General features: G+C 70.3%; 19 protein-coding genes. 10 read left to right on the top strand and 9 right to left on the bottom strand.

The window, feature by feature from the left end; all coding sequences use genetic code 11:
• Window positions 1-43 precede the first annotated feature (43 nt).
• Both acs and ACFVAV_RS33595 read left to right on the top strand, forming a co-directional pair.
• Window positions 44-1,987, top strand: coding sequence for an acetate--CoA ligase (gene acs / locus ACFVAV_RS33600; protein WP_379039663.1), 1,944 nt, complete (start codon window positions 44-46; stop codon window positions 1,985-1,987).
• Window positions 1,988-2,045: 58 nt separating this feature from the next.
• On the top strand, window positions 2,046-2,678 hold the full coding sequence (locus ACFVAV_RS33595; protein ID WP_379039662.1) for an LON peptidase substrate-binding domain-containing protein: 633 nt from the start codon (window positions 2,046-2,048) through the stop codon (window positions 2,676-2,678).
• A gap of 6 nt (window positions 2,679-2,684) precedes the next feature.
• Here the strand turns inward: ACFVAV_RS33595 and ACFVAV_RS33590 are convergent, their stop codons facing one another.
• Window positions 2,685-3,659, bottom strand: a complete 975-nt coding sequence (locus tag ACFVAV_RS33590; protein WP_379039661.1) for an NAD(P)-dependent alcohol dehydrogenase — start codon at window positions 3,657-3,659, stop codon at window positions 2,685-2,687.
• Window positions 3,660-3,833: 174 nt separating this feature from the next.
• On the opposite strand from ACFVAV_RS33590, the gene ACFVAV_RS33585 reads away from it, so the two are divergent.
• Entirely contained in the window at window positions 3,834-4,253 is a 420-nt protein-coding gene (locus ACFVAV_RS33585; protein WP_379039660.1) for a ubiquinol-cytochrome c reductase iron-sulfur subunit, read from the top strand.
• On the opposite strand, the gene ACFVAV_RS33580 is transcribed toward ACFVAV_RS33585, so the two are convergent.
• Window positions 4,254-4,724, bottom strand: coding sequence for a VOC family protein (locus ACFVAV_RS33580; protein WP_379039659.1), 471 nt, complete (start codon window positions 4,722-4,724; stop codon window positions 4,254-4,256).
• Window positions 4,725-4,879: 155 nt separating this feature from the next.
• Between ACFVAV_RS33580 and ACFVAV_RS33575 the strand changes: the two genes are divergently transcribed.
• Window positions 4,880-5,734, top strand: a complete 855-nt coding sequence (locus ACFVAV_RS33575; RefSeq protein WP_379039658.1) for an LLM class F420-dependent oxidoreductase — start codon at window positions 4,880-4,882, stop codon at window positions 5,732-5,734.
• Window positions 5,735-5,738: 4 nt separating this feature from the next.
• Here ACFVAV_RS33575 and ACFVAV_RS33570 read toward each other — a convergent pair whose 3' ends face one another.
• Both ACFVAV_RS33570 and ACFVAV_RS33565 read right to left on the bottom strand, forming a co-directional pair.
• Complete coding sequence (locus tag ACFVAV_RS33570) at window positions 5,739-6,443, bottom strand: hypothetical protein (protein ID WP_379039657.1); 705 nt, start codon at window positions 6,441-6,443, stop codon at window positions 5,739-5,741.
• Window positions 6,440-7,393, bottom strand: a complete 954-nt coding sequence (locus tag ACFVAV_RS33565; RefSeq protein WP_379039655.1) for a hypothetical protein — start codon at window positions 7,391-7,393, stop codon at window positions 6,440-6,442. The genes ACFVAV_RS33570 and ACFVAV_RS33565 overlap by 4 nt, the downstream gene beginning before the upstream one ends.
• Window positions 7,394-7,478: 85 nt before the next feature.
• Here ACFVAV_RS33565 and lspA point away from each other — a divergent pair, with 85 nt between their 5' ends.
• Genes lspA through ACFVAV_RS33550 form a run of 3 tightly spaced genes read left to right on the top strand, consistent with a single transcriptional unit; the run spans window position 7,479 to window position 9,770 of the window.
• On the top strand, window positions 7,479-8,099 hold the full coding sequence (gene lspA, locus ACFVAV_RS33560) for a signal peptidase II (RefSeq protein WP_379039654.1): 621 nt from the start codon (window positions 7,479-7,481) through the stop codon (window positions 8,097-8,099).
• Window positions 8,096-9,022 (top strand): RluA family pseudouridine synthase, encoded by a 927-nt coding sequence (locus ACFVAV_RS33555; RefSeq protein ID WP_379039652.1) that lies wholly within the window; start codon window positions 8,096-8,098, stop codon window positions 9,020-9,022. The genes lspA and ACFVAV_RS33555 overlap by 4 nt, the downstream gene beginning before the upstream one ends.
• Window positions 9,015-9,770, top strand: coding sequence for a hypothetical protein (locus ACFVAV_RS33550; RefSeq protein ID WP_379039651.1), 756 nt, complete (start codon window positions 9,015-9,017; stop codon window positions 9,768-9,770). The genes ACFVAV_RS33555 and ACFVAV_RS33550 overlap by 8 nt, the downstream gene beginning before the upstream one ends.
• 4 nt (window positions 9,771-9,774) lie before the next feature.
• On the opposite strand, the gene ACFVAV_RS33545 is transcribed toward ACFVAV_RS33550, so the two are convergent.
• The gene (locus ACFVAV_RS33545; RefSeq protein ID WP_379039650.1) at window positions 9,775-10,434 is read right to left on the bottom strand and encodes a response regulator; all 660 of its coding nucleotides are present in this window, start codon (window positions 10,432-10,434) and stop codon (window positions 9,775-9,777) included.
• On the bottom strand, window positions 10,431-11,603 hold the full coding sequence (locus tag ACFVAV_RS33540) for a sensor histidine kinase (protein ID WP_379039648.1): 1,173 nt from the start codon (window positions 11,601-11,603) through the stop codon (window positions 10,431-10,433). The genes ACFVAV_RS33545 and ACFVAV_RS33540 overlap by 4 nt, the downstream gene beginning before the upstream one ends.
• 112 nt (window positions 11,604-11,715) lie before the next feature.
• Between ACFVAV_RS33540 and ACFVAV_RS33535 the strand changes: the two genes are divergently transcribed.
• Complete coding sequence (locus tag ACFVAV_RS33535) at window positions 11,716-13,800, top strand: MMPL family transporter (protein WP_379039647.1); 2,085 nt, start codon at window positions 11,716-11,718, stop codon at window positions 13,798-13,800.
• Window positions 13,801-13,869: 69 nt separating this feature from the next.
• Here the strand turns inward: ACFVAV_RS33535 and ACFVAV_RS33530 are convergent, their stop codons facing one another.
• Entirely contained in the window at window positions 13,870-14,688 is an 819-nt protein-coding gene (locus ACFVAV_RS33530) for a PhzF family phenazine biosynthesis protein (protein ID WP_379039645.1), read from the bottom strand.
• A gap of 80 nt (window positions 14,689-14,768) precedes the next feature.
• On the bottom strand, window positions 14,769-17,192 hold the full coding sequence (locus ACFVAV_RS33525; protein WP_379039644.1) for a cation-translocating P-type ATPase: 2,424 nt from the start codon (window positions 17,190-17,192) through the stop codon (window positions 14,769-14,771).
• A gap of 35 nt (window positions 17,193-17,227) precedes the next feature.
• Between ACFVAV_RS33525 and rarD the strand changes: the two genes are divergently transcribed.
• Window positions 17,228-18,151 carry an EamA family transporter RarD gene (rarD, locus tag ACFVAV_RS33520; protein ID WP_379039643.1) on the top strand — a complete coding sequence of 308 codons (924 nt, stop codon included), beginning with the start codon at window positions 17,228-17,230 and terminating at the stop codon, window positions 18,149-18,151.
• Window positions 18,152-18,312: 161 nt separating this feature from the next.
• Complete coding sequence (locus tag ACFVAV_RS33515) at window positions 18,313-19,242, top strand: ADP-ribosylglycohydrolase family protein (RefSeq protein ID WP_379039642.1); 930 nt, start codon at window positions 18,313-18,315, stop codon at window positions 19,240-19,242.
• Between the two features lie 116 nt (window positions 19,243-19,358).
• Here ACFVAV_RS33515 and ACFVAV_RS33510 read toward each other — a convergent pair whose 3' ends face one another.
• Window positions 19,359-22,598 carry an arabinosyltransferase domain-containing protein gene (locus ACFVAV_RS33510; protein WP_379039641.1) on the bottom strand — a complete coding sequence of 1,080 codons (3,240 nt, stop codon included), beginning with the start codon at window positions 22,596-22,598 and terminating at the stop codon, window positions 19,359-19,361.
• Window positions 22,599-22,841 lie beyond the last annotated feature (243 nt).

Here is a 22,841-nt window from a genome sequence, read left to right as displayed (position 1 = left end):
CACCGGCACGGGTTTCACCCCTGTTGTTCGAAGGAGATTTCTTGTGACCGGTGCAGTCACCGACCCCACCCGGCCCGACCACGCGACCAGCTATCCGCCCGCCGCGGAGTTCGTCGCGCAGGCCAATGCCGACGCCACCCTCGCCGAGCGGGCGCTGACCGATCGCGACGGTTTCTGGGCCGAGCAGGCGAACCGGCTGCACTGGCACACGCCGTTCACCCAGGTGCTGGACTGGAGCGATGCCCCGGTGGCGCGCTGGTTCGGCGACGGTGAACTCAATGTCGCCTACAACTGCGTCGACCGGCACGTCATCGACGGGCACGGCGACCAGGTCGCCATCCACTGGGAGGGTGAGCCGGGCGATTCCCGCGACATCACCTATCAGGAACTGCTCGACGAAGTATCGCGGGCTGCCAACGCTTTCACCGCGCTGGGCCTGGTGGCCGGTGATCGGGTCGCGGTGTACATGCCGATGGTGCCCGAGGCGATCGTGACCATGTTGGCGTGTGCGCGTTTGGGTCTCACCCATTCGGTCGTGTTCGCGGGCTTCTCGCCGACGGCACTGCGCCAGCGGGTCGACGACGCGCAGGCGCGGTTGATCGTCACCACCGACGGGCAGTGGCGGCGCGGCAAGCCGGCGCCGTTGAAGTCGGCGGTCGACGAGGCGCTCGGCGACGATCCGTCCTCGGTCGAGCATGTGCTGGTGGTGCGGCGCACGGGTCTGGATGTGCCGTGGACCGAGGTCCGCGATCTGTGGTGGGACGAAACCGTTTCTCTCGCTTCGCCTTCGCACGAAGCGCACCCCTTCCCCGCAGAGCACCCCCTGTTCATCCTCTACACCTCCGGCACCACCGGAAAACCCAAAGGCATCCTGCACACCACCGGCGGCTACCTCACCCAGGCCGCCTACACCCACCACAACGTCTTCGACCACAAAGCAGGCGACGACGTCTACTGGTGCACCGCCGACATCGGCTGGGTCACCGGCCACAGCTACATCGTCTACGGACCACTCGCCAACCGGGCCACCCAGGTCGTCTACGAAGGCACCCCCAACTCCCCCAACGAGCACCGCCACTTCGAGATCATCGAAAAATACGGCGTCACCATCTATTACACCGCGCCGACCCTGATCCGCACCTTCATGAAATGGGGCCGCGAGATCCCCGACGCCCACAACCTGTCCACGCTGCGACTGCTCGGCTCCGTCGGCGAACCCATCAACCCCGAAGCCTGGCGCTGGTACCGAGAAGTCATCGGCGCCAACCAGACCCCCATCGTCGACACCTGGTGGCAGACCGAAACCGGCGCCATCATGATCTCCCCGCTGCCCGGCGTCACCACCACCAAACCGGGCGCGGCCACCGCACCGCTGCCGGGCATCTCGGCGAAGGTCGTCGATGACGACGGCACCCCGCTCGGCAACGACGCCTCGGGTCTGCTCGTGCTGGATCAGCCGTGGCCGTCGATGCTGCGTGGCATCTGGAACGACATGGATCGATTCCGCGAAACCTATTGGCAGCGTTTCGCTTCCGAGGGCTGGTATTTCGCCGGCGACGGCGCCAAGCTCGACGCCGACGGTGACCTGTGGATCCTCGGGCGCGTCGACGATGTCATGAACGTCTCCGGCCACCGGATCTCCACCGCCGAGGTCGAATCCGCGCTCGTCGGGCACCCGGCCGTGGCCGAGGCCGCCGTGGTCGGCGCGACCGACGCGACGACCGGGCAGGGCATCGTCGCGTTCGTGATCCTCACCGGGTCGGCCGCACCGGACGACACGCTGGTCACCGAGCTCAAGGCGGCCGTCTCGGTGGAGATCAGCCCGATCGCCCGGCCGCGGGAGATCCACCTCGTGCCCGAGCTGCCCAAGACCCGCAGCGGCAAGATCATGCGCAGGCTGCTGCGCGATGTGGCCGAGGGCCGCGAACTCGGCGACACCTCCACCCTGGTCGACCCGACCGTGTTCGAGGCGATCGCCAAGGGATGAACGGCGACCGAGCATGTCGGATCGGCACGGCACGCGCGATACCGGGCATGCTGTGACGGTGGAGATTCCTATGTTTCCGCTGGGGGCGGTACTGCTACCCGGCGAGCCGCTGTCGCTGCAGATCTTCGAGCCGCGCTATGTCGCGCTGGTCGAGGACTGCCTCGATGGCCGCCGGGAACCGGAGTTCGGCGTGGTCCTCATCGCGCGCGGGCACGAGGTCGGCGGCGGTGACGTGCGCACCGATGTCGGCGTCGTCGCCCGGATCACCGACGTCGTCGAACTGTCGGGCTCGCGGTTCCGGCTGCGCTGCCTCGGCGGCGACCGTATCCGCGTCGAGCAGTGGCTCACCGACGCGCCTTATCCCCGGGCCGAGGTGCGGGCGTGGCCGGACGAAGTGGGCGCAGACGATACCGATCTGTTGGCTGACCTGCGCAAACGCGCCGATCGACTGCACACCCTGACCGCGCAGCTCGCCCGCCGCTCCGGCATCCGGCGGCCACCGCCGTCGGCGTCGCTGGAGGACCTCTCCGACAACCCGACAATCCGCTCCTACGAGCTGGCCGCGCGCCTGCCGATCGGCCCCACCGATCGCCAGGCGGCGCTGTCGGCCCCGGACCCGCACATCCGGTTGGCGAACCTCATCACCGCGGTCGACGACGCGATCGCGATGATGGAGTTCCGGTTGCAGTGATCGCGCTCAGCCGACGGTGATGGCGATCTTCGCCCTGGCGTGTTCGGTTTCCATGTAGTGGATCGCGGCGGGGACCTCGTCGAGAGGGTACGTCCGGTCGATGATCGGACGCACCTTGCCCGTGTCGACGAGTTCGCGGAGTTCGGCGAGTGCTTCGCGGCTCTGCTGTGCGAGCGGGACCCGGATCGCCGGGCGCACGAACGGGCGGCTCAGCTGGGCGCGGGCCATCAGTCCGATCGGACCGAATGTGCTTCCCCCGCTGTAGTTCCCGCCGCCGGACAGCACCAGGGTGCCGGTCGGCTCGACCAGGCGCAGCAGCTCGCGCAGGGCGCGGCTGCCCGCCAGGTCGAGCACGGTGTCGTAGCGTCCGGTCACCGTGTCGCGGGTGTAGTCGACCACCTGGTGCGCACCGAGTGCACGGACCAGGTCGACATTGCGGGTGCTGCACACCCCGGTCACCTCTGCGCCCGCGGCGAGCGCGATCTGCACGGCGAAGGTGCCGACACCGCCGGAGGCACCGATGATCAGCACCTGCTGCCCCGCCTCGACGTCGCGCAGCAAGGTCAGCGCGGTATTGGCGGCCAACGGCAGCGTCGCCGCCTCTTCGAAGGTCAGCCCCGCCGGTTTCGGGCTGACCACCGACTCGTCCACCGCGAGGTATTCGGCGAACGCGCCGCTGATCGATTCCCCGTACACCTCGTCCCCCGGCCGCAGATCCGTCACCCCCGCCCCGACCGACTCGACGATCCCCGCGAAATCGCCGCCGTTGATCGGCTGCGCGGGCCCGCGCCGCGCGAACACCGACCGATCCATCCACCGCGCGATCAGCGGATCGCCCCGCATGACATGCCAGTCCCGCGCGTTCACCGAGGCCGCCCGCACCCGGACCAGCACCTGCCCCTCCGCCGGCTCGGGCCGCTCGACCTCCGCCACGCTCAACATCGCCGATGAGCCGTATACCCGCTGCACGATCGCCTTCACCTGCGTGACAGTAAGCCCGCCGGCCACCTACCCACATCAGGGAATCCCCCGAGGTCTCCACTGATTCGGCGCGGGTTCGAACCCGGGGCGGGTGGGTCACGTTGAAACGGTAAGGAGCGGGTCGGATTCGGCCGACCGGTGGCTCATAACGACAGTTGTGATCGGAGTTCCACCATGACCAGCAATGAGATGCGGATCGACCGCAGGACGGTGATGGTCGGCGCCGGGGTACTCGCGGCGACCGCGACGCTGACCGCCTGTTCGGAGGAGAAGGACGGTGCGCCCGCGGGCGCGCAGGCGCCGGTGGGTGGGCCTGCGGGCGCGCTCGCCAAAACCGCCGACGTGCCGGTCGGTGGCGGGGTGATCGTCGGTGACACCGTGATCACCCAGCCGACCGCGGGCAATTTCGTCGGCCTGTCGTCCACGTGCACGCACGCGGGATGCCAGGTCGGGAATGTCTCCGACGGCACCATCAACTGCCCATGCCACGGCAGCCGGTTCGGGCTCGACGGCAGCGTCAGCGGTGGTCCGGCCACCGAGCCGCTGCCGTCGAAACCGGTACGGGTGGAGGGTGATTCGATTGTGGCGGCCTGATCAGCCCGCCGCGTTCATCATCTCCTCCATGCGCCGCCGCATCTCCTCCTCCGACACGTCTTCGATGTGGGTGGCCACGGTCCAGCGGTGGCCCCACGGGTCTTCGAAGGCGCCGCTGCGGTCGCCGTAGAACTGGTCGGTCATCGGGTTGATCTCGGTGGCACCCGCGCCGATGGCCGCCGCGAAGGCGGCGTCGGCATCGGGCACGTAGACCATCAGGTTGACCGGCGAACCGCCGACCTCCTTCGGGTCGGGGAAGCCGATCTCGGGTGCCGGGTCGCCGACCATGAGAACGGAGTCGCCGACCAGCAGTTCACAGTGGGCCACGGTTCCGCCGGGACCGGGCATGCGCATGCGTTCGGTGGCGCCGAAGACCGCGGTGTAGAAGTCGATCGCCGCCGCGGCGCCCGCGCACGAGAGGCCGGGACAGATTCGCGGATAACCAGCGGGGAAGGGGCAAACATCAGACATCGGATACCTCCGCGTCGAGGTTGATGCTCGGACCGTTCCGAGCCTATTCGCCTTGCCCTGCCGGGGAAAGGCTCGCCCGCCCGCGCTCTTCCGGCAGGCCCGAAAGACTGGTAGAACTTGTTACAGTTTTGTTGTCTGATCCGGAGGGCCGGAACATGCGGTACGGGCTCGTGTTGTTCACCAGTGACCGGGGCATCACGCCCGCCGACGCCGCGCTGGCGGCCGAGAACGCCGGGTTCGACGCGTTCTACGTGCCCGAGCACACCCACATCCCGGTGGTGCGCGCCGCGGCCCATCCGCAGACCGGTGACTCGTCGCTGCCCGACGACCGGTACCTGCGCACCCTCGACCCGTGGGTCGCGCTGGCCACGGCCGCCGCGGTCACCGAGCGGATCACGCTGTCGACGGCGGTCGCGCTGCCCGCCGAGCATCATCCGATCACCCTCGCCAAGACCATCGCCTCGCTCGACCACCTCTCCGGCGGCCGGGTGGAACTGGGCGTCGGATTCGGCTGGAACACCGACGAACTCGCCCATCACGGCGTCCCGCCCAAGAAGCGGCGCACCGTGCTCCGCGAGAACCTCGACGCGATGCGCACGATCTGGTCGCAGGAGGAAGCCGAATTCGATGGCGAGTTCGTGCGTTTCGGGCCGAGCTGGTCCTGGCCGAAGCCGATCAGCCCGACCATCCCGGTCCTGCTCGGCGCGGGCGGCACCGAGAAGTCCTTCGGGTGGCTGGCCCGCCACGCCGACGGCTGGATCACCACCCCGACCGAAGGCGACCTCGGCGACAAGATCGCCCTGCTGCACCGGGTCTGGCGGGAAGCCGGCCGCGAGGGCACGCCGCGGGTGATCGCGCTCGCCGGACGCCACGATGCCGCGCAGCTCGCGCAGTGGGCCGAACTCGGCGTCACCGAGACCGTCTTCGGGGTGCCCGACCGCTCGGCCGACGAGGTCCGCGGCTATATCGCCCATCTCGGCGGCAAGCTCGCGGTGCCGGTCACCGGGTGACGGCTCAGCCGCGCAGTTTGCGGACCTGCGCGGCGGTCAGGTCGGCCAGTACGCCGGGGTCCACCGTTTCCGGCGCGGTCACCACGACCTGGACCAGGGTGTTGCCGACCTGGACCAGGGCCGTCGCCGAGGTGAGCGTCAGGCCCTCGCTGGTGGCGGTGAGGGTGAAGGCCGAACTCGCGTCGCCCGCAGGCGGCTGGGGCAGCGCGGCGGTGCGGTAGTCGATGTGCACGCCCGCGTCGTCGCCGGAGTAGGTGACGCAGCGGCGGGGCTGCGCCTGGAGTGCGTCGAAGGCGGCGGACAGGGCTGCATCGGGATAGCTCGCGGCATCGATATCGATGGTGGCGTAGCTCGGCCCGGCGAACTGCACCGACGCGGCGGCCGAGGACCCCGGCCACTGTTCGGCGATCGGCGAGAGCAGTCGCCCGCAGTCGGGTGGATCGGTCGGCGCCGCGGGCGGGACCGTGGTGTCCCCGGCGAGCGTGCGCGGTGGCACGACGCTGAACTCCCCGGGCAGATCGCCCGCCGCCAGCAGGCCCGCCGACAGTTGCGCGGGATCACGGACGCCCGTGCCCGAGCCCGGCGCCGCGGTGACAGCCGAGGTGAACGACCCGGTGGATTCGTCGTCGGACCCGCAGCCGGCCACCCCGGCGAGCACGGCACACGCCGACGCGGCCACGCTCGCGCGCAGCAGGGCGGAACGCATCATTCGGTCCAGGAGACGCGGGTCGACTGCGTCTGCACGAGGGTGCTCACGCTGCGCGAGTCCCGGTAGGTCTGCTGACCGCCGACCTCGATGGCCCCCGACACCGGAAGCGGTAGACCGAGATCGACGGTGATCGTGCCGGTGCCCTCCATGACATAGCCGTCGATGTCGAGGGCGCCCGCGTCGTTGGGCAGCATCCACACATCGTCGGTCGGGGTCTGGCTCACCTGGAGATCGATGGTGAGCCTGTCGCCGTCCCGACTGGTCAGGGTCGCCGTGGTGACCTGGTCGAGGGTGACGCCGCCGGTGATCTCCTGACGCACCGTCCACACCGCGCCGACGCCGACCGGCTCGTCGGGGAACGCGATCGAGCGGTACACGGCCTGGTAGAAGGCCTGTTCCAGGGCCGCGCGGGCCGCGTTCGGGGTATCGGGCGACGGCGCGAGACGCAGCTCGGTGATCGCGCCGAGATCGCTCATCTCCAGGCCGGCGTGGGAGCCGTCGGCGGTGGTGAACGCCTTGTTCAGGGCGGGGTCGGGCGTGGTGACCGTGCCGACGGTGAGGTCGACGCCGTCCTCGCCCGCGCAGGCCGTCATCGGGATGGTCAGCGCGGCGGGCGAGAAATCGCGGACAGGCTGATCGTTGACCTGCTGCTGGATGCGGTAGTCGGTGCGCAGCGTCACCTCCTGGGTGGTGCCCACCGCGTAGCGCGGACGCAGCAGATCGCGCGGCTCGTCGCCCGCCGACACCAGCGTGGTGACCGCCGCCGAGATCGGCACCGTCACTTCCTTACCGATGCCGAGCGGCTCGGTGCCCTCCACGTCGGCCGGCGACGCCGACCGGTCGGCGCACCCGGCGCCGAAGGTCGCGAACCCGAGCACGAGCGCCACGAGTAACACCCCGGGGCGCGCGATGCGGGGCAAGCGAGAACTAGACAACACCGTCACAGCCATCAGCGTACGACCGCTTCCTGAGTAACAGCTGGGACTCCCGGGCACCGCGGCGCAGCACCGATCGCCCCTAGGGAATGATGGTTGCGTGAGTGAAGACCGGCCATCCGACAACGCTGCCGTTCCCGAGACCGGCGACGACTCAGCGGCACCGGCGAACGACGCCGCGCCCGAGACCGCAGCCGAAGCCAAACCCGCTGGTCCCCGCCGGTTGCCGATGCTGCTGATCATCGCCGCCGTACTGTTCGGGCTCGACCTGCTGACCAAGTGCCTCGCCGTCGCTCTCATCGATCCCGGCGAATCGGTGCCGATCATCGGCGATTTCGCGCGGTTCACCCTGGTGCGCAACCCGGGCGCGGCGTTCTCGATGGCGACCGGCATGACCTGGCTGCTGACCCTGATCGCCGCCGCGGTGGTGATCGGCGTCATCCGGATCGGGCGCACGCTGCGCTCGCTGTGGTGGGCGATCGGCCTCGGCATGGTGCTCGGCGGCGCGCTGGGCAACCTGGTCGACCGGATCTTCCGTTACCCCGGCCCGCTGCAGGGCCATGTCGTCGATTTCGTCGCCGTCGGCTGGTGGCCCGTGTTCAACGTCGCCGACTCGGCCATCGTGTGCGGGGCGATCCTGCTGGTCGCGCTCACCGTGTTCGGTTTCGAACCGGACGGCACCCGCAGCGGTCGCAAACACACCAGCGAGGAGACCGCATGAGGGAAACCAGGACGATGCCCGTCCCCGACGGACTGGACGGGATGCGGGTCGACGCGGGCCTGTCCCGGCTGCTCGGATTGTCGCGCACCGCGGTGGCCGCACTGGCCGAGGAAGGCTCGGTGCAGCTCGACGGTGTCGCGGCGGGCAAATCCGACCGGCTGACCGCGGGCGCCTGGCTGGAAGTGGTGTTCCCCGAGCCCAAGCGGGAGCTGGTCGTCGAGGCCACCCCGGTGGAGGGGATGAAGATCCTCTACGCCGACGACGACATCGTCGCGGTGGACAAGCCGGTCGGCGTCGCCGCGCACACCGGTGTCGGCTGGACCGGGCCGACCGTGGTCGGCGGGCTGGCCGCCATGGGCTACCGCATCTCCACCTCCGGCGCGCACGAACGCCAGGGCATCGTGCACCGGCTCGACGTGGGCACCTCCGGCGTGATGGTCGTCGCCCAATCCGAACACGCCTACACGGTGCTCAAGCGCGCCTTCAAGCAACGCACGGTCGACAAGCAGTATCGTGCACTCGTGCAGGGACATCCCGATCCGAGCAGCGGCACCATCGACGCGCCGATCGGGCGGGCGCGCGGCAACGACTGGAAGTTCGCCGTCACCGCCGACGGGCGACCCAGCGTCACCCACTACGACACGGTCGAGGCGTTCCAGTCGGCCAGCCTGCTCGACATCCACCTGGAGACCGGCCGCACCCATCAGATCCGGGTGCATTTCTCGGCCGTCCGCCACCCGTGCTGCGGTGACCTCACCTACGGCGCCGACCCGACCCTGGCCAAGCGCCTCGGCCTGGAACGGCAGTGGCTGCACGCCCGTCAGCTCGGCTTCAACCACCCCGCCGACGGTCGCTGGCTCGAGATCACCAGCGAGTACCCCGACGACCTGGCGAACGCGCTGGACGTATTGCGCAATGCCTGACGACCCGCGGTCGTCCGAACCGGCGCCGGACACGGCGCCGGACGACCGCGGGGGCGCAGAGCCCGCCGCCGAGCCGGATCCGGCGCAGCGGCGATCACCCTGGCGCATGCCGCTGATCCTCGGCGCGGCGGTGGTGCTGGGTGTGGTCGTCGTAGTGCTCGGCATCGTCAATCCGCGACCGCCGACGGGTGTCGCCACCGATCGGCTCGGACCCGCGCAAGGTGAGCGGATCGACGACTACCTGAACGAGTCGCAAGACTCGCTCATCGGCGACGACACCGATCTGCACTGGGCCTTGGTGTCGTTCACCGATTACCTGACTCCGCAACAGATCCCGGCCGCCGCCGGCGGATTGCGTATCGCCGGCGTGATCCAGCACGTACCGATCGACCGGGTGCAGACGCCGGTGATCACCGTCGCCACCCCGGCGGGCGACGAACCAGCGGTGAAGTCCGCCGACGCCGCGGCGGGACTGCTCACCGCGGCGCAATACCGCGATCAGCGCAGCGCCGACGTCGCCAGGGTCACCCAGACCAGGCTGCGCGCCGGCTGCGCGTGCACGGCCGGACTCGTGGTGCGCGGCACCCTCCCCCAATTGCGTGAGCTGGCAGCACAACCCGGTGTCCGGGCGGTGCAGGCACTGCCCGCCGACGCGATCGCGGGCCGTTTCGCGGTGGCGCCGTTGCTGCCGGAAACCACCGACGTGGTCGCCCCCACCCCCGACGACGCGCCCGTTCCCGCCGAATAGCCCGTCAGCCGGGGCCCGGCGTGACGAGGCCGGCCTCGTAGGCGGCGATGACCAGCTGAACCCGGTCGCGGGCAAGCAGTTTGGCGAGAATCCGGCTGACGTGCGTCTTGACGGTCAACGGGCTGACGACCAGCGCCTCGGCGATCTCGGCGTTGGACATCCCCCGCGCGATGCGGATCAGCACGTCGAGTTCGCGGTCGGTGAGGGTGCCGAGCGAAGGCCGGGGAGTCGGGTCGGGGACCGCGCGGACGCGGGCGATGACGGCGGCGGTGGCGCTGGGCGAGAGCAGCGATTCGCCGGCGGCGACGGTGCGGATCGCGGCCAGCAGGGCGACGGGTTTGGTGTCCTTGATGAGGAATCCGCTGGCGCCCGCACGCAGCGCGGCGAGCACATTGTCGTCGGTGTCGTAGGTGGTGAGCACCAGGACGCGGACGCCGGCCAGGTCGTCGTCGGCGGCGATCCGCGCGGTCGCGGCGATCCCGTCGAGCTCGGGCATCCTGATGTCCATGACGACGACGTCGGCGCGCTCGGATCTGGCCAGCGTGATCGCCTCGGTGCCGGTCGCGGCCTGGCCGACGACAGTGAGGTCGGGTGCGGAGTCCACCAGCAGTGCGAATGCGCCGCGCACGAGCGTTTGATCATCCGCGAGAACGACACGAATCATGAGGCACCATAGACAGATTCGCGCTGAACGACGCCGACGAGGGAGTTCGCCAATGGCAGGTCCGCAATCACGGTGAAACCGGTCGGTGTCGATGTGGCGCGCAAGGTTCCCCCGATGGCCTCGGCGCGTTCGGTCATGCCCCTGATCCCGAACCCCGGTGTGGTGGACCGTCTCCCACGACCGTCGTCGGCCACGGTGACGACCAGACAGCTGTCGTGATAGGCCAGCACGACCCGAACCGAGTGCGCACCAGCGTGTTTGACCACATTGGTCAGCGCCTCCCCAACGATCCGGTAGGCGACCAGTTCCACAGTCGGCGACAGCGGGCGGACGCGGCCGGTGCTCGACGTCGTCACCTCGACGCCCGCCGCGGCCACCGTGTCGGCGAGCACCGGGATCTGTTCGAGGGTGGGCAGCGGCGACCGGGAGTCGCCGCCGGGCGCGCGCAGCACACCGACGGTGGCGCCCAGTTCGGCGCGGGCGTCGGCGCACGCCGCGCCGATCGTGTCCAGGGCGGCGCCGAGTACCGCGGGCTCGGCGTGTCCTTCGGCGAGGAGATGGCCCGCCACCCCGGCCTGCACCTGGATGACGGTGATCGTGTGGGCGAGCAGATCGTGCAGATCACGCGCGATGCGCAGCCGTTCCTCGGCGACCCGGCGCTCGGCCTCTTCGTCGCGCGAGCGCTCGGCCCGTTCCGCGCGAGCGAGCACCTCGCCGAGATAGGCGCGGTGCAACCGGACCGCTTCCCCCGCAACACAGGACAGCACGATCCAGCCCGTCGCGCCGAACGCCTGCAGCGCCAGGTTCTCGTGCAGTTCGGGTGAGGCCAGCATGCCGCCGACCCCGAGCAGCACCACGACCACGATGACGAGGGCGGTGCGGCGCCGGTTGCCGTAGGCGGCCACGGTGTAGAGGGCGACCATCGTCGCGGGAAAAACCGCTTCGTGCGGGTACTCCATCGAGTGATAGATCAGGCTGATCCCGATGTGCACCGCCAGCGCGGCGAGCGGCGCCCGCCTGCGCGCCACCAGCGGCAGGGTCGAGCTGACCAGCAGGATCGCACCGACGATGTCGAGCGGGCGCTGCTCGGCGAGCACCCGGGCGAGCACCGACTCCACAGCGAGCACGGCCGCGGTGAGCATTGCGTCGGTTCGCCATCGCCTGTCCATCGTCGTTCATTGTCCGGCAGTCGCGCCCACCGTGCGTACTCCGCGCGGAGTATCCGCGAGACCGGCCCGTGGGCGGACGATTCGGGGCGGATTCGGCGCGACGCTGCTCACCATGAGATTCCTGTTCCTCCCGAAAGCCCGCGCGTGGCTGCTGATCGGCCTGTGGATCGCGGCGGTGGCCGCACTGTTCCCCCTGGCCGGCTCGCTCGACGCGGTGAAGTCCGACAAAGAAACCGACTACCTGCCCGCCGCCGCGCAATCCACGCTGGCCGAAGAACTCTCGGCCACGCTGCCCGGCGGCACCGAGCACACCTTCCTGGTGGTGTACCACCGGGCGGGCGGACTCACCGACGCCGACCGCGATGCGGTTACCACCCACTACGCCCGGCTGCGGGCGGAATACGGCAGCGCCGCCGGGCCCGCACAGCCCGTCGCCGCCACCGACGGTGCGGCGGTGATGTATCCGATCATGGTCGCGAGCTCACACGGCGAACCCGCCGAGTACATCGCGGCCCTGCGCGCCGCGGTCGCCGAACACCCGGCCGGACTGGGGGTTTCGGTGAGTGGGCCCGGGGCGCTCGACGCCGATTTCGAGGGCGCCTTCGAGGGCATCGACGAACGGCTGCTGATCGTGACCGTTCTCGTCGTGACGGTCATCCTGCTGCTGACCTACCGCAGTCCACTGCTGTGGCTGGTCCCGCTGGTCTCGGTGGCCGTGGCGAATGTGGCGGCGATGGCGGCGGTGTACGGGCTGACGCGGGCTTTCGGCGTGACGGTCAACGATCAGAGCGCGGCGGTGCTGACGATCCTGGTGTTCGGCGTCGGCACGGACTACGCGCTGCTGATCGTCGCCCGGTATCGCGAGGAACTGCGGACCACCGCCGAGGTCGGAGCCGCCATGGTCGCGGCCCTGCGGCGCACGGTGCCCGCGATCGCGGCGTCGGCGGCCACGGTGAGCCTGGGCCTGCTGTGCCTGCTGGCCGCGGACATGAACAGTGCCGCGGGCATGGGCCCGGTCGGTGCGGCGGGCATCGTCTGCACGGTGGTGGTGATGGTGACGCTGTTCCCGGCGATGCTGGTGGTGTGCGGCCGGTGGATCTTCTGGCCGCGGATTCCACGACCGGGCACCGCGGCGCCGGGCACCTCCGGGCTGTGGGTCAGGATCGGGACCGTCATCGCCGATCGGCCCGCACTCAGCGCGGTGGCCGCTGTCGCGGTGCTCGGTGCGCTCGGCCTGGGCCTGCTCGGCAATACCGACTCGCTCTCGCGTGCGGAACAATTCGTCACCGCACCGGAATCGGTGACAGGGATGCAGGTGATCGCCGACCACTTCCCGGCCCGCGCGGGCACTCCGCTGACCATCGTGAGCCCCAGCGGTTCCCGGGACGCGGTGGCCGATGCGGTGCGCGCTGATCCCGGCATCGCCGACGTCGAGTACGGCCGGACCGGCGACGAGATCAGCGAAATCACCGCCATCCCTCGCGATCTCGCCAACACCCCGGCCGAGACCGCGACGATCGAGCGGTTGCGCGGCACCCTCGCCACGACGGCGCCCGGCACGGTCGTCGGCGGACCGAGCGCGGCGAATCTGGATACCGCCGAGGCGTCGGCGCACGATCGCAGGGTCGTCATCCCGCTGGTGCTGCTGGTGGTCACCGCGGTGCTGGCACTGCTGCTGCGCGCGCTGGCGGCGCCGATCGGGCTCGTGCTCACCGTGGTGGCGTCCTTCGCCGCGGCGCTGGGTGCGAGCGTGTTCGTCTTCGAGCACGTCTTCGGGTTCAGCGGACTGGATTCCGGTCTGGTGCTGATGGCGTTCCTGTTCCTGGTCGCCCTCGGCGTCGACTACAACATCTTCCTGGTGAGCCGGGCTCGCGAGGAAGCGGCGGAGGTGGGCACCAAGGCGGGCATGCTGCGCAGTCTCGCCGTCACCGGCGGCGTGATCACGTCGGCGGGAGTCGTCCTGGCCGCCACCTTCGCCGTGCTCACCACGCTGCCGGTGGTCTCGCTCGCGCAGCTGGGATTCACCGTCGCGTTCGGTGTCCTGCTCGACACCCTGCTCGTGCGGACGGTCCTGGTTCCCGCACTGACCTTCCTCGCGGGTGATCGAGTCTGGTGGCCGATGGGGCGGCCGAGGCGATCGGCGATACGTGAGAGTCGCCGGGAATCGCTGGTGGACAGCCTCTCCGGGGCCGGCTAGGACGCGCCCGCCGGTCGGCTGTGCCTCGCGGGGCAGCCGACCGGCGCCGGGCACGGACACGGCGCCGGATCAGTCGGGCAGGGTGACCACGCCGTCGAGGTAGCGGCGGCAGCGGCCGAGGAGCAGGACACGGTCGTCGGCGAGTTCGGCGCGCAAGGTGCCGCCGCGCCGGGAGAGCTGGCGGGCGGTCAGGATGGTGCGGCCGAGTTCGCGGCTCCACAGCGGGATCAGCTGGGCGTGGGCGGAGCCGGTGACAGGGTCCTCGGGGACTCCGACGCCGGGGGCGAAGAAGCGGGAGACGACATCCGCGGAGTCACCGGGGGCGGTGATGATCGCGCCGCGCGGGATGGCCGGGAAGGCGCCGAGATCCGGTGTGGCGGCACGGACTTCGGCTTCGGTGGCGACCACGATCACCTCGTCCTGGCCGGTGTAGGCACGGATCGGGGTGACACCGAGCGCGGCGACCAGCGCCGGATCCGGGTCGACCTGCACCGAGGCGAGGGCGGGCAGGTTCAGGACGTACTCGTCGTCGTCGGTGCGGTCGACGTGCAGCCAGCCGGAGCGGGTGTAGAAGCTGACCCGGTCGTGCTCGGGATGCAGGTCCTCGATGATCTGGGTGGCCGAGGCCAGCGTGGCGTGGCCGCACATGTCGACCTCCACCGCCGGGGTGAACCAGCGCAGGTGGAAGGCGGGCCATTCGCCGGGCGGACCACCGGCGTCCGGGGGTAACTCGGAGGTATAGAACGCGGTCTCGGCGAGGTTGTTCTCTTCCGCCAGCTGTTGCAGCAGCGTATCCGGCAGCCAGCTGGGCAGCGGCATGACCGCGGCCGGGTTGCCCGAGAACGGTGCGTCGGCGAACGCGTCGATCTGGTGCAGCAATACCTCCATAGTGCGCAAAGGTACTCCAACACCGAATGTTCGCCGGGCACAAGGGTTCTCGAGGCGAACCGGGCCTGGTCAGCGGTCCGTCACGCGCCCTGGGCGCCGACCGCGGGAACGAACTTGCCGCGGTTGCCGGACAGCCGCGACTGCACCCACCACGCCAACTCGACCAGCACGATGCCCACCGCGCCACACACGAACGCGGCCAGCGTCAGCCGCGGGTTCGACGGGTCGAGTTTGAAGAACTCGCGGGTGAACGGAATCGTGAACAGCGCGATGTAGGCAAGCACCGAGACCGCGATCAGCACCACCTTCCACCACACGTACGGCCGGGCGACCAGCGCGAGCACCCACACCGCGATCATGATCAGCGTGATCAGCGCGGTGGTACCGGCCTGGATCTTCTGTGTCTCGGAGGCTTCCGGTCCGGCGTAGGCGATCAGGTAGGCCACGAACGTCGCGACGCCGATCACCACACCCGAGGGCACCGCCAGGCGCATCACCCGGCCGACGAAACCCGTACGGGCGCGCTCGTTGTTCGGCGCCAGCGACAGGACGAACGCCGGGATGCCGATGGTGAACCAGGCCGCGATGGTGACGTGGCGCGGCAGGAACGGATACCCGATCGGGTCGTAGCCGAAGATCTGCGAACCGACACCGGCCAGGCCGACCAGGAACGCCAGCAGCACCGAGTACACGGTCTTGGTGAGGAACAGATTCGAGACGCGCTCGATATTGCCGATCACCCGGCGGCCCTCCCCCACCACATACGGCAGGGTCGCGAACTTGTTGTCCAGCAACACGATCTGGGCCACGGCGCGGGTCGCCGGGCTGCCCGCGCCCATCGCGACGCCGATGTCGGCGTCCTTGAGGGCCAGTACGTCGTTGACGCCGTCACCGGTCATGGCGACGGTGTGCCCGCGCGACTGCAGCGCGCCGACCATGGCGCGCTTCTGGTCGGGGCGGACGCGGCCGAAGGTGGTGTCGCGGTCGAGGACGTCGGCCAGTTCGTCGCGATCCTCGGGCAGGGTGCGCGCATCGACCGGATGGTCGCCGCCGGGCAGGTCGAGCGAGGACGCGACCGCGCCGACCGAGACGGCATTGTCGCCGGAGATCACCTTGATCGAGACGTGCTGGCTCGCAAAGTATTCGAGGGTCCCCTTGGCGTCGGGGCGCACCTTCTGCTCGAGCACGACCAGCGCGGCGGGCTCGACCCGGCCGGGGGCGTCGTCGGCGTCGACCGTTCGGTCGCCCTTGGCCAGCAGCAGCACGCGCAGCCCCGACGAGCCGAGCTGTTCGGCGTGCGCGGCGTCGGCGGAGGCGGGATCGAGCAGGACGTCGGGCGCGCCGAGCAGCCAATCACCCTGGGCGCCATAGGAGATGCCGCTCCACTTCTTGGCCGAGGAGAACGGGGCGATGGCGGTCTGCGACCAACCCGGCGCGTCCGGCAGGGCTTCGGCGATGGCCTGCACACTGGCGTTCGGGCGCGGATCGTCGCTCGCGAGGGCGGCCAGCGCCTGGCGCACCTGCGCGTCGTCGAAGGTGCCGAGTGGTTCGATGTGCGACAGGCGCATGCCGTTCTCGGTGAGGGTGCCGGTCTTGTCGGCGCACACCACGTCGACGCGAGCCAGGCCCTCGATCGCGGGCAGTTCCTGCACCAGGCAGTTGCGTTTGCCCAGGCGCACCACGCCGACCGCGAACGCGATCGAGGTCATCAGCACCAGGCCCTCGGGCACCATCGGCACCAGCGCAGCGACCATGCCCGACACGGCGGGTCGCCAGGACTCCTTGCTGGAGACCAGCTGGTTGTAGATGCTCAGCGCACCCGCCGGGATCAGCAGGTAGGTGATGAACTTGAGGATCTTGTCGATGCCGGAGCGCAGCTCCGAGTGCACCAGGGTGAACTTGCTCGCCTCCTCGGCCAGTTTCGCCGCGTAGGCGTCCTTGCCGACCTTGGTCGCGCGGTAGGCGCCCGAACCCGAGACCACGAAGCTGCCCGACATCACCGGCGCGCCGACACCCTTGTCGATCGGGTCGGCCTCGCCGGTGAGCAGCGACTCGTCGATCTCGAGCGCGGCGGCTTCCTCCACCTCGCCGTCGACCACGATCTGGTCGCCGGGGCCGAGCTCGATCAGATCGTCGAGCACCACCTCGCCCGGCGCGATCTGCTCGGCGACGCCGTCGCGGCGGACCGTCGGCTTGGCCTGGCTGACGATCGCCAGCTGATCCAGGGTCCGTTTGGCTCTGATCTCCTGGATGATGCCGACCGCGCTGTTGGCCACGATGAGCAGGCCGAACATGCCGTCGATGATCGAGCCCGTGGACATCACCAGCAGGAACAGCACACCGAGAATGGCATTGATGCGGGTGAAGACGTTCGCCCGGACGATGTCGCGCACCGAACGGCTGGCCCTGGCCGGCACATCGTTGGTGCGCCCGTCGCGGCGTCGTTGGTCGACCTGTGCTGCGGTGAGCCCTGTCGCCGCGGGCTCCTGCACGGAAATGGACATGCTCGTCAGGCTACGTCAGCCGTAACATGGGATGAATGCAGCGCAGCCCGTCTCCGCCCGGTGTCGTCTTCGGTACGGGCGCCTACCTGATCTGGGGATTGTTCGCCGCCTTCTTCGGACTGCTGGCCTTCGCCTCGCCCGCCGAAGTGGTGGCGCAGCGGATCCTCTGGACGCTGGCGGTGGTGTTGCTGCTGCTCACGGTGACCGGGCGGCTGGGTGAACTGCGCGGGATCGACGCCAGGACCTGGCGGATGGCGGCCCTCGCCTCCGCGGCGCTGTCGCTGAACTGGGGTGTGTACGTGTTCGGCGTCACCACCGGTCACATCGTGGAGTGTGCACTGGGCTACTTCATCAATCCGCTGGTGACGGTCGCCATCGGGGTGGCACTGTTCCGGGAGCGGCTCACCAGGGCGCAGTGGGCGGCGCTGGGGCTCGGCGCGCTCGCGGTGGTCGTGCTGACCGTCGACTACGGCCGGCCACCGGTGATCGCCCTGATCCTGGCCGCCTCGTTCGCCACCTACGGCCTGGTGAAGAAGGTGATCCGGCTCGACGCGCTGCGCGGCATCGCGGCTGAGGGCATCGTCGCCGTCCCGTTCGCCCTGGCCTTCGTGATCGTGCTACTCGCCACCGGCCGCAGCGAACTCACCTCCAGCCCCGCCCATTTCGGCCTGATGCTGGCCACCGGCCCGGTCACCCTCGTCCCGCTGCTGCTGTTCGCCGTCGCTGCCCAGCGCGTCCCCCTCTCGATGATGGGCATCCTGCAGTACCTCACCCCGGGTATGCAGATGGCCTGGGGCGTCGCCGTCATGCACGAACCCATGCCTGCCTCCCGCTGGGCGGGCTTCGCCCTGATCTGGGCCGCCCTTGTCGTCTTCACCACCGACGCCCTCCGCCGAGCCCGCCGGACGCGCCGCACCGGCTCCACTGCTGAACCGGCCGGCGAAGTCGCCGCGCGCTGAAGCGGTCGCGGTTCCGGCGTCGCAACGACGGCGGGACCTCGATTGGTCCGCGGCGGCAGCGGGCAGAAAGCGGGCGCGCCCGGGGCGAAAGCTCGGGGTGTCGCACAAGTCGAGCGGTAGGGTCGACAGCTGGACAATCGGAGAGTGGGTGCCCGAGAGGGGTGAGTTCGGTGCAGGATGCGGGGTTTTCCGATCGGGTGGCGGGGGTGCTGGTCGGTGGGGCTGCGGGGGACGCGTTGGGGGCGGGGTATGAGTTCACCAAGCCGGGGCCTGCGGTGGTGATCGATATGGTCGGGGGTGGGCCGTTCGATTGGGCGCCGGGTGAGTGGACCGACGATACGTCGATGGCGTTGGCCATCGTGTTGGCGGCAGTGAACGGGCCGGGGATCGATCTGGATGCGGTGGCGGCGGGGTTCGTCGCGTGGTTCGACTCGAAGCCGCCGGATATCGGGAATCAGACCTGGAAGGTGTTGTCGGCCAGGCCTTCTTCCGCGCTGGACATGCAGGTGGTGGCGATGTCGCTGACCGGGCGGACCGGTGGGAACGGGTCGTTGATGCGGACCGCGCCGGTGGCGCTCGCCTATCTCGACGATGCGGACGAATGTGTTGCGGCGGCGGGGCGGGTCGGGATGCTCACGCATGACGACGAGCATGCCGTCGAGGCGTGCAAGATATGGACATACGCGGTGCGGCATGCCGTGCTGAACGCCGACTTCGGTGGGGTGCGCGAATACGTCGGCGGCTCAGCGCACTCGGAGTATTGGACCGAGCGCCTGGACGAGGCCGAAAAGGGCACCCCCGACGACTTCCCGAACAACGGCTGGGTGGTGCACGCCCTGCAGACCGCCTGGTGGGCGATCACCACGACCGACCAGTCGACACCGGAGCATCTGCCCCGCGCACTGGAAGCCTGTGTCCGCGCGGGCAACGACACCGACACCACGGCCGCCATCGCGGGCGGCCTGCTCGGCGCGCGCTGGGGCGCCTCCGCCGTCCCGGCCCACTGGCGGGCCATGCTGCACGGCTACCCCGGACTGACCGGTGCGGACCTGCCCGATCTGGCGCAGCGCATCGCGGCATACTCCCCCTGACGAGGCCGGTCGGTCGCCGCGCTGAACGTTCACTATCCCGCCCATCGGTCGAAATCTGGACCATCGGAGCGATTGCTGAATGCTCAGCGCTTGCTGACAGCGCGTGCAGGTCGGGCTTACCAGGCCGTGATGATCGGGCCCGGAGTCCATGTCCCCCAACGGTTGTCGGAGTCGACCGTCGGCTTCGCGGGTACCGCGCCGTTGTCCAAGGGCAGGTACTGCTCGATCGAGCCCCAGTCCCGGTCCCAGTCGTTGTTCAGGTAGGTCGGCAGGGTGCGGGCCGTGAACAGGAGCTGGGTCCAGCCGAGCGGGCCGCCACCGTCGTGGCCCTGCCACAGGTTGGTGATGGTGGCGCCGTTGCGGTCGGGCAGGATGCGGTACTCGGGCAGGACCGAGATCCCGTTGTAGGTCGGCAGGTGGTTCTGGCACGGGAAGTGCAGGCCCACAGCCCAATCCAGCAGCACGGGGGTGTCGCGGCCGACGAGCGCGTTCAGCGTGGTGGTCTGCGGCATGCGCGGCGGGGTCACCGCCAGCCACTGGTCGGGGCCGAGATCCTTGTCCTGGGCGACCAGCCGGACGACGCCGGTGCCTGCGGGCAGCTGGTCGAGCGGGACACGCAGGTTGCGCCAGGTCGGGGCGGGGCCGATATCGATCGGCATGATCTGTCCGGTCACGGTGACCGTGCCGTCGGGGGCCGCGGTGCCGTATTCGACGAGGAGTTCCTGACCGGGGTGCACGATGCCGTCCGCGTCGACCGACCGGATCCGGCCCGCCACCGAGATCGCAAGCAGCGGGCCGCGCGGGCCGTCGGGCAGGCGGAACCAGCCGGTGGTCAGCGCGGCGGGTTCCTGCGCGCCGGAACGGTAGCTGCCGAGCACGGGGGTGGTCGCCGGGTCGAGCCCGAACGGGAGCTGCAGCGAGCCCTGCCGGGATTCCGAACCGGCGGAGGTCGAGGCGTCGCGCAGCGTGTCCGGGTCGTCCGACACTGAATTCGCCTGGCCCGTGGTCGATTCCACCTCGTCGGAGGTCAGGACCGGGGCGACGCCGTCGGGGCGGAAGCCGGTCGAGTCGGCGCCCGCCATCGTGGTGGCGACATCGCCGGTCAGCGGGGCGAGCATCGACGCGTTCGGGTCGGTCTCGACGAGCACCTCGTCGGCCATGCCGCAGCCGCCCGCGAACGCGGCTTCGACGTTGGAGCTGGCCACCGAGTAGGCGGGGTACTGGGCGATCGTGGCTTTCGCGAAGGAGGCCAGCTCGAACAGCACCATCATCGCGGCCGCGACGGCCAGGACCGGCACCGCCGCCAGCCGCCCCGCCCGTGGTTTCGGGTTCGGGTGGATGTGGAACCACGCGGCGACCGCGAGGGCCAGGGCGGTCAGGCCGGCGAACACGGTCGAGAGGCCGAAACCCGCGACGGTCGGCGGCTTGTCCCACCAGGGAATTCCCCACGAGGACACATACCAGTAGCCGTTGGCGCCGACGAAGGTCATGGCCAGGGCGAAGAAGACGGCGGCGGCGAACAGCGCGCGATTACGCAACGGCCGCAGCACCTCCGAGCTCACCGCGACCGCGGTCACCGCGGCGACACAGGTGGCCAGGCCGGCGAACACGCCGAACTGGTGGGTCCACTTGGTGGGCGAGAACATCATCAGCACCATGGCGGCCAGGGTGATGCCGAGCAGGCGCCGGGTCGGGCCGACCGCGATGCCGGGGATGTGGCCGCCGCGGCGCAGCATGACCGCGGTACACACGATCAGGCCGAGCAGCATGGCGAACACGCCGAAGCGCCGGGTCAGCCAGCCGTCGGCATTGAGCTGCAACAGGTACTGGTAGCGCAGGAACTCGAAGAACCAGGACTCCCCCGGCCCGATCTTGCCGTGCACCTCGAACATCTCCAGCACACCGGCCAGGGTCCGGTCGGCGAACACGACGGTCAGCACCACCGTGCCCGCCGCCAGGATCGGCAGCAGCAGCGCGAGATAGCCGACCGACTTCGCCCGCTGCACGATCACCGCGGTGACGACACGCGCGCCGGCCACGAGCGCGCCGAGGCAGATCAGGCCCGACGGCGCGCCGGTGAGGGTGAACGCGGCGACGATCACCGCGACGGCGAAGGGCAGCAGCCGCCGGGTAGCGATGGCCCGCTCGACCGAGACCCAGGTGACCAGCACACCCAGCGCGACCACGAATTCCGCGCGCAGGCCGTTGTTGTAGGGCAGCCAGAAGGCCAGGAACACCAGCGCCGCGGTCCAGGTCGCGACCCGCTGACGGCGCACCGCCACGCCGAGCCGGGGCAGCACCTCGCGGCTGATCAGCCACCAGGTGAGCAGGCCCGCGCCGAGGGCGGGCAGGCGGACCAGCGGGCTGACGGCGGAGAGGTGGGTGATCCAGCCGATGATGTCGGTGTAGGGCGTGTAGAACGGGCCCTCGTCGACGCTGAACCAGCGGTAGTAGTTCGACATGTTGCCGGAACTGCGGGCACCCCTGGCCATGCCGAGGATATAGCCGTCGTCGGAGGTGTTGGCGCCGATGAAATGCCACACGATCAGGACGGCGAACACCAGCCAGTCGACCGGCCGCAGCCGCCACCAGCGCTGCGGCAGGAACCGGCGGGCCGAGCGGCCGTCGAGCGCGTCCAGCCGGTGCAGGGCGAACAGCGACAGCGCGGTCGCGAGCAGGCACAGCACGATCGCGGCCAGCTTGATCCAGGTCGGTGAGGTCGTGTAGCGGGAATCGGCCACCACCTGCACCGCGAGGTCGGCGGGCGGGACACCGGTCAGCTCACTGAAGACACCGACCACCTGGGGTCGCAGGTCGGCGGGCACCGCCGCGCCGGACGCGCCGAGACCCGTGGCGGTGACCGCGGCTTCCTGCGGTGAGAGCGCGACGGAGATCGCGCAGGTGTTGCCGAGCACATCGGCGAGCGGCGCCGTCCACAGCAGTGTCGAGCGCGACACCACGTCGACGCGGCCGGGCCGGTCGGGGGTGTCGGCGACGACCTTGACGACGAAGCCGTACTTCTCCATGTCGGCCGACTGGTGCGGAATCGTCGACACGGCGACGCCGCCGCTCTCGGCCAGCGTGCTCAGCGCGGCGCACGGCACAGTGGCCGACAGGGCGGCCGGAGCGTAGGCGACGAGCGGGGACTCGATCGAGGTGGTCGTGCCGCGCTGCGGCCAGGACACCGTGGCGGTGTCGACCCGGACCGGGAGGAACGGGATGGCGATCGCGCTCAGTACGCCGACGAGAGCGGCGACGAGCGCGACGATGCGCGCCCACCCGCCGAGTCGCGCCTGTCGCGCGGGCTCCGAAGCATCCTTGGGCGGATGCCCCGGCCGCACGATCGTCTCTACCACGGGGCCCGATAGTAGCGGCGCGGACGACGGCGGTCGAAACCCCGACATCGCGCGGTCACTTTCCGCACCCCTGCCCCGCCCCCGCAACCCCGAGGAGCGGCGCCGAGGAGCAGCCGCGTACTCGCGATCTCCAGCGCTCCGACAAACCCAGCCCCACACGCCCCGACCTCGAGGAGGGGCCGCCGCGTCAGCGGCGGTTCGCGGCCGTCCCGCCGGTCAGGCGCCGTTGCATAGGCGACGAAG

The organism is Nocardia sp. NPDC057663 (assembly GCF_042799895.1).
In the GTDB taxonomy this organism is placed as follows: domain Bacteria; phylum Actinomycetota; class Actinomycetes; order Mycobacteriales; family Mycobacteriaceae; genus Nocardia.
Note: the sequence above shows the minus strand (reverse complement) of the source record. Positions and strands in the feature narration are given on the sequence as shown.

Coding starts and splice junctions, on each gene's coding strand:
- ACFVAV_RS33525 (WP_379039644.1), bottom strand. CDS start 17,192: ATGTCCATTTCCGTGCAGGAGCCCGCGGCGACAGGGCTCACCGCAGCA.
- ACFVAV_RS33535 (WP_379039647.1), top strand. CDS start 11,716: ATGAGATTCCTGTTCCTCCCGAAAGCCCGCGCGTGGCTGCTGATCGGC.
- rarD (WP_379039643.1), top strand. CDS start 17,228: ATGCAGCGCAGCCCGTCTCCGCCCGGTGTCGTCTTCGGTACGGGCGCC.
- ACFVAV_RS33555 (WP_379039652.1), top strand. CDS start 8,096: ATGAGGGAAACCAGGACGATGCCCGTCCCCGACGGACTGGACGGGATG.
- ACFVAV_RS33580 (WP_379039659.1), bottom strand. CDS start 4,724: ATGTCTGATGTTTGCCCCTTCCCCGCTGGTTATCCGCGAATCTGTCCC.
- ACFVAV_RS33530 (WP_379039645.1), bottom strand. CDS start 14,688: ATGGAGGTATTGCTGCACCAGATCGACGCGTTCGCCGACGCACCGTTC.
- ACFVAV_RS33550 (WP_379039651.1), top strand. CDS start 9,015: ATGCCTGACGACCCGCGGTCGTCCGAACCGGCGCCGGACACGGCGCCG.
- ACFVAV_RS33545 (WP_379039650.1), bottom strand. CDS start 10,434: ATGATTCGTGTCGTTCTCGCGGATGATCAAACGCTCGTGCGCGGCGCA.
- ACFVAV_RS33575 (WP_379039658.1), top strand. CDS start 4,880: ATGCGGTACGGGCTCGTGTTGTTCACCAGTGACCGGGGCATCACGCCC.
- ACFVAV_RS33585 (WP_379039660.1), top strand. CDS start 3,834: ATGACCAGCAATGAGATGCGGATCGACCGCAGGACGGTGATGGTCGGC.
- ACFVAV_RS33540 (WP_379039648.1), bottom strand. CDS start 11,603: ATGGACAGGCGATGGCGAACCGACGCAATGCTCACCGCGGCCGTGCTC.
- ACFVAV_RS33570 (WP_379039657.1), bottom strand. CDS start 6,443: ATGATGCGTTCCGCCCTGCTGCGCGCGAGCGTGGCCGCGTCGGCGTGT.
- ACFVAV_RS33565 (WP_379039655.1), bottom strand. CDS start 7,393: ATGGCTGTGACGGTGTTGTCTAGTTCTCGCTTGCCCCGCATCGCGCGC.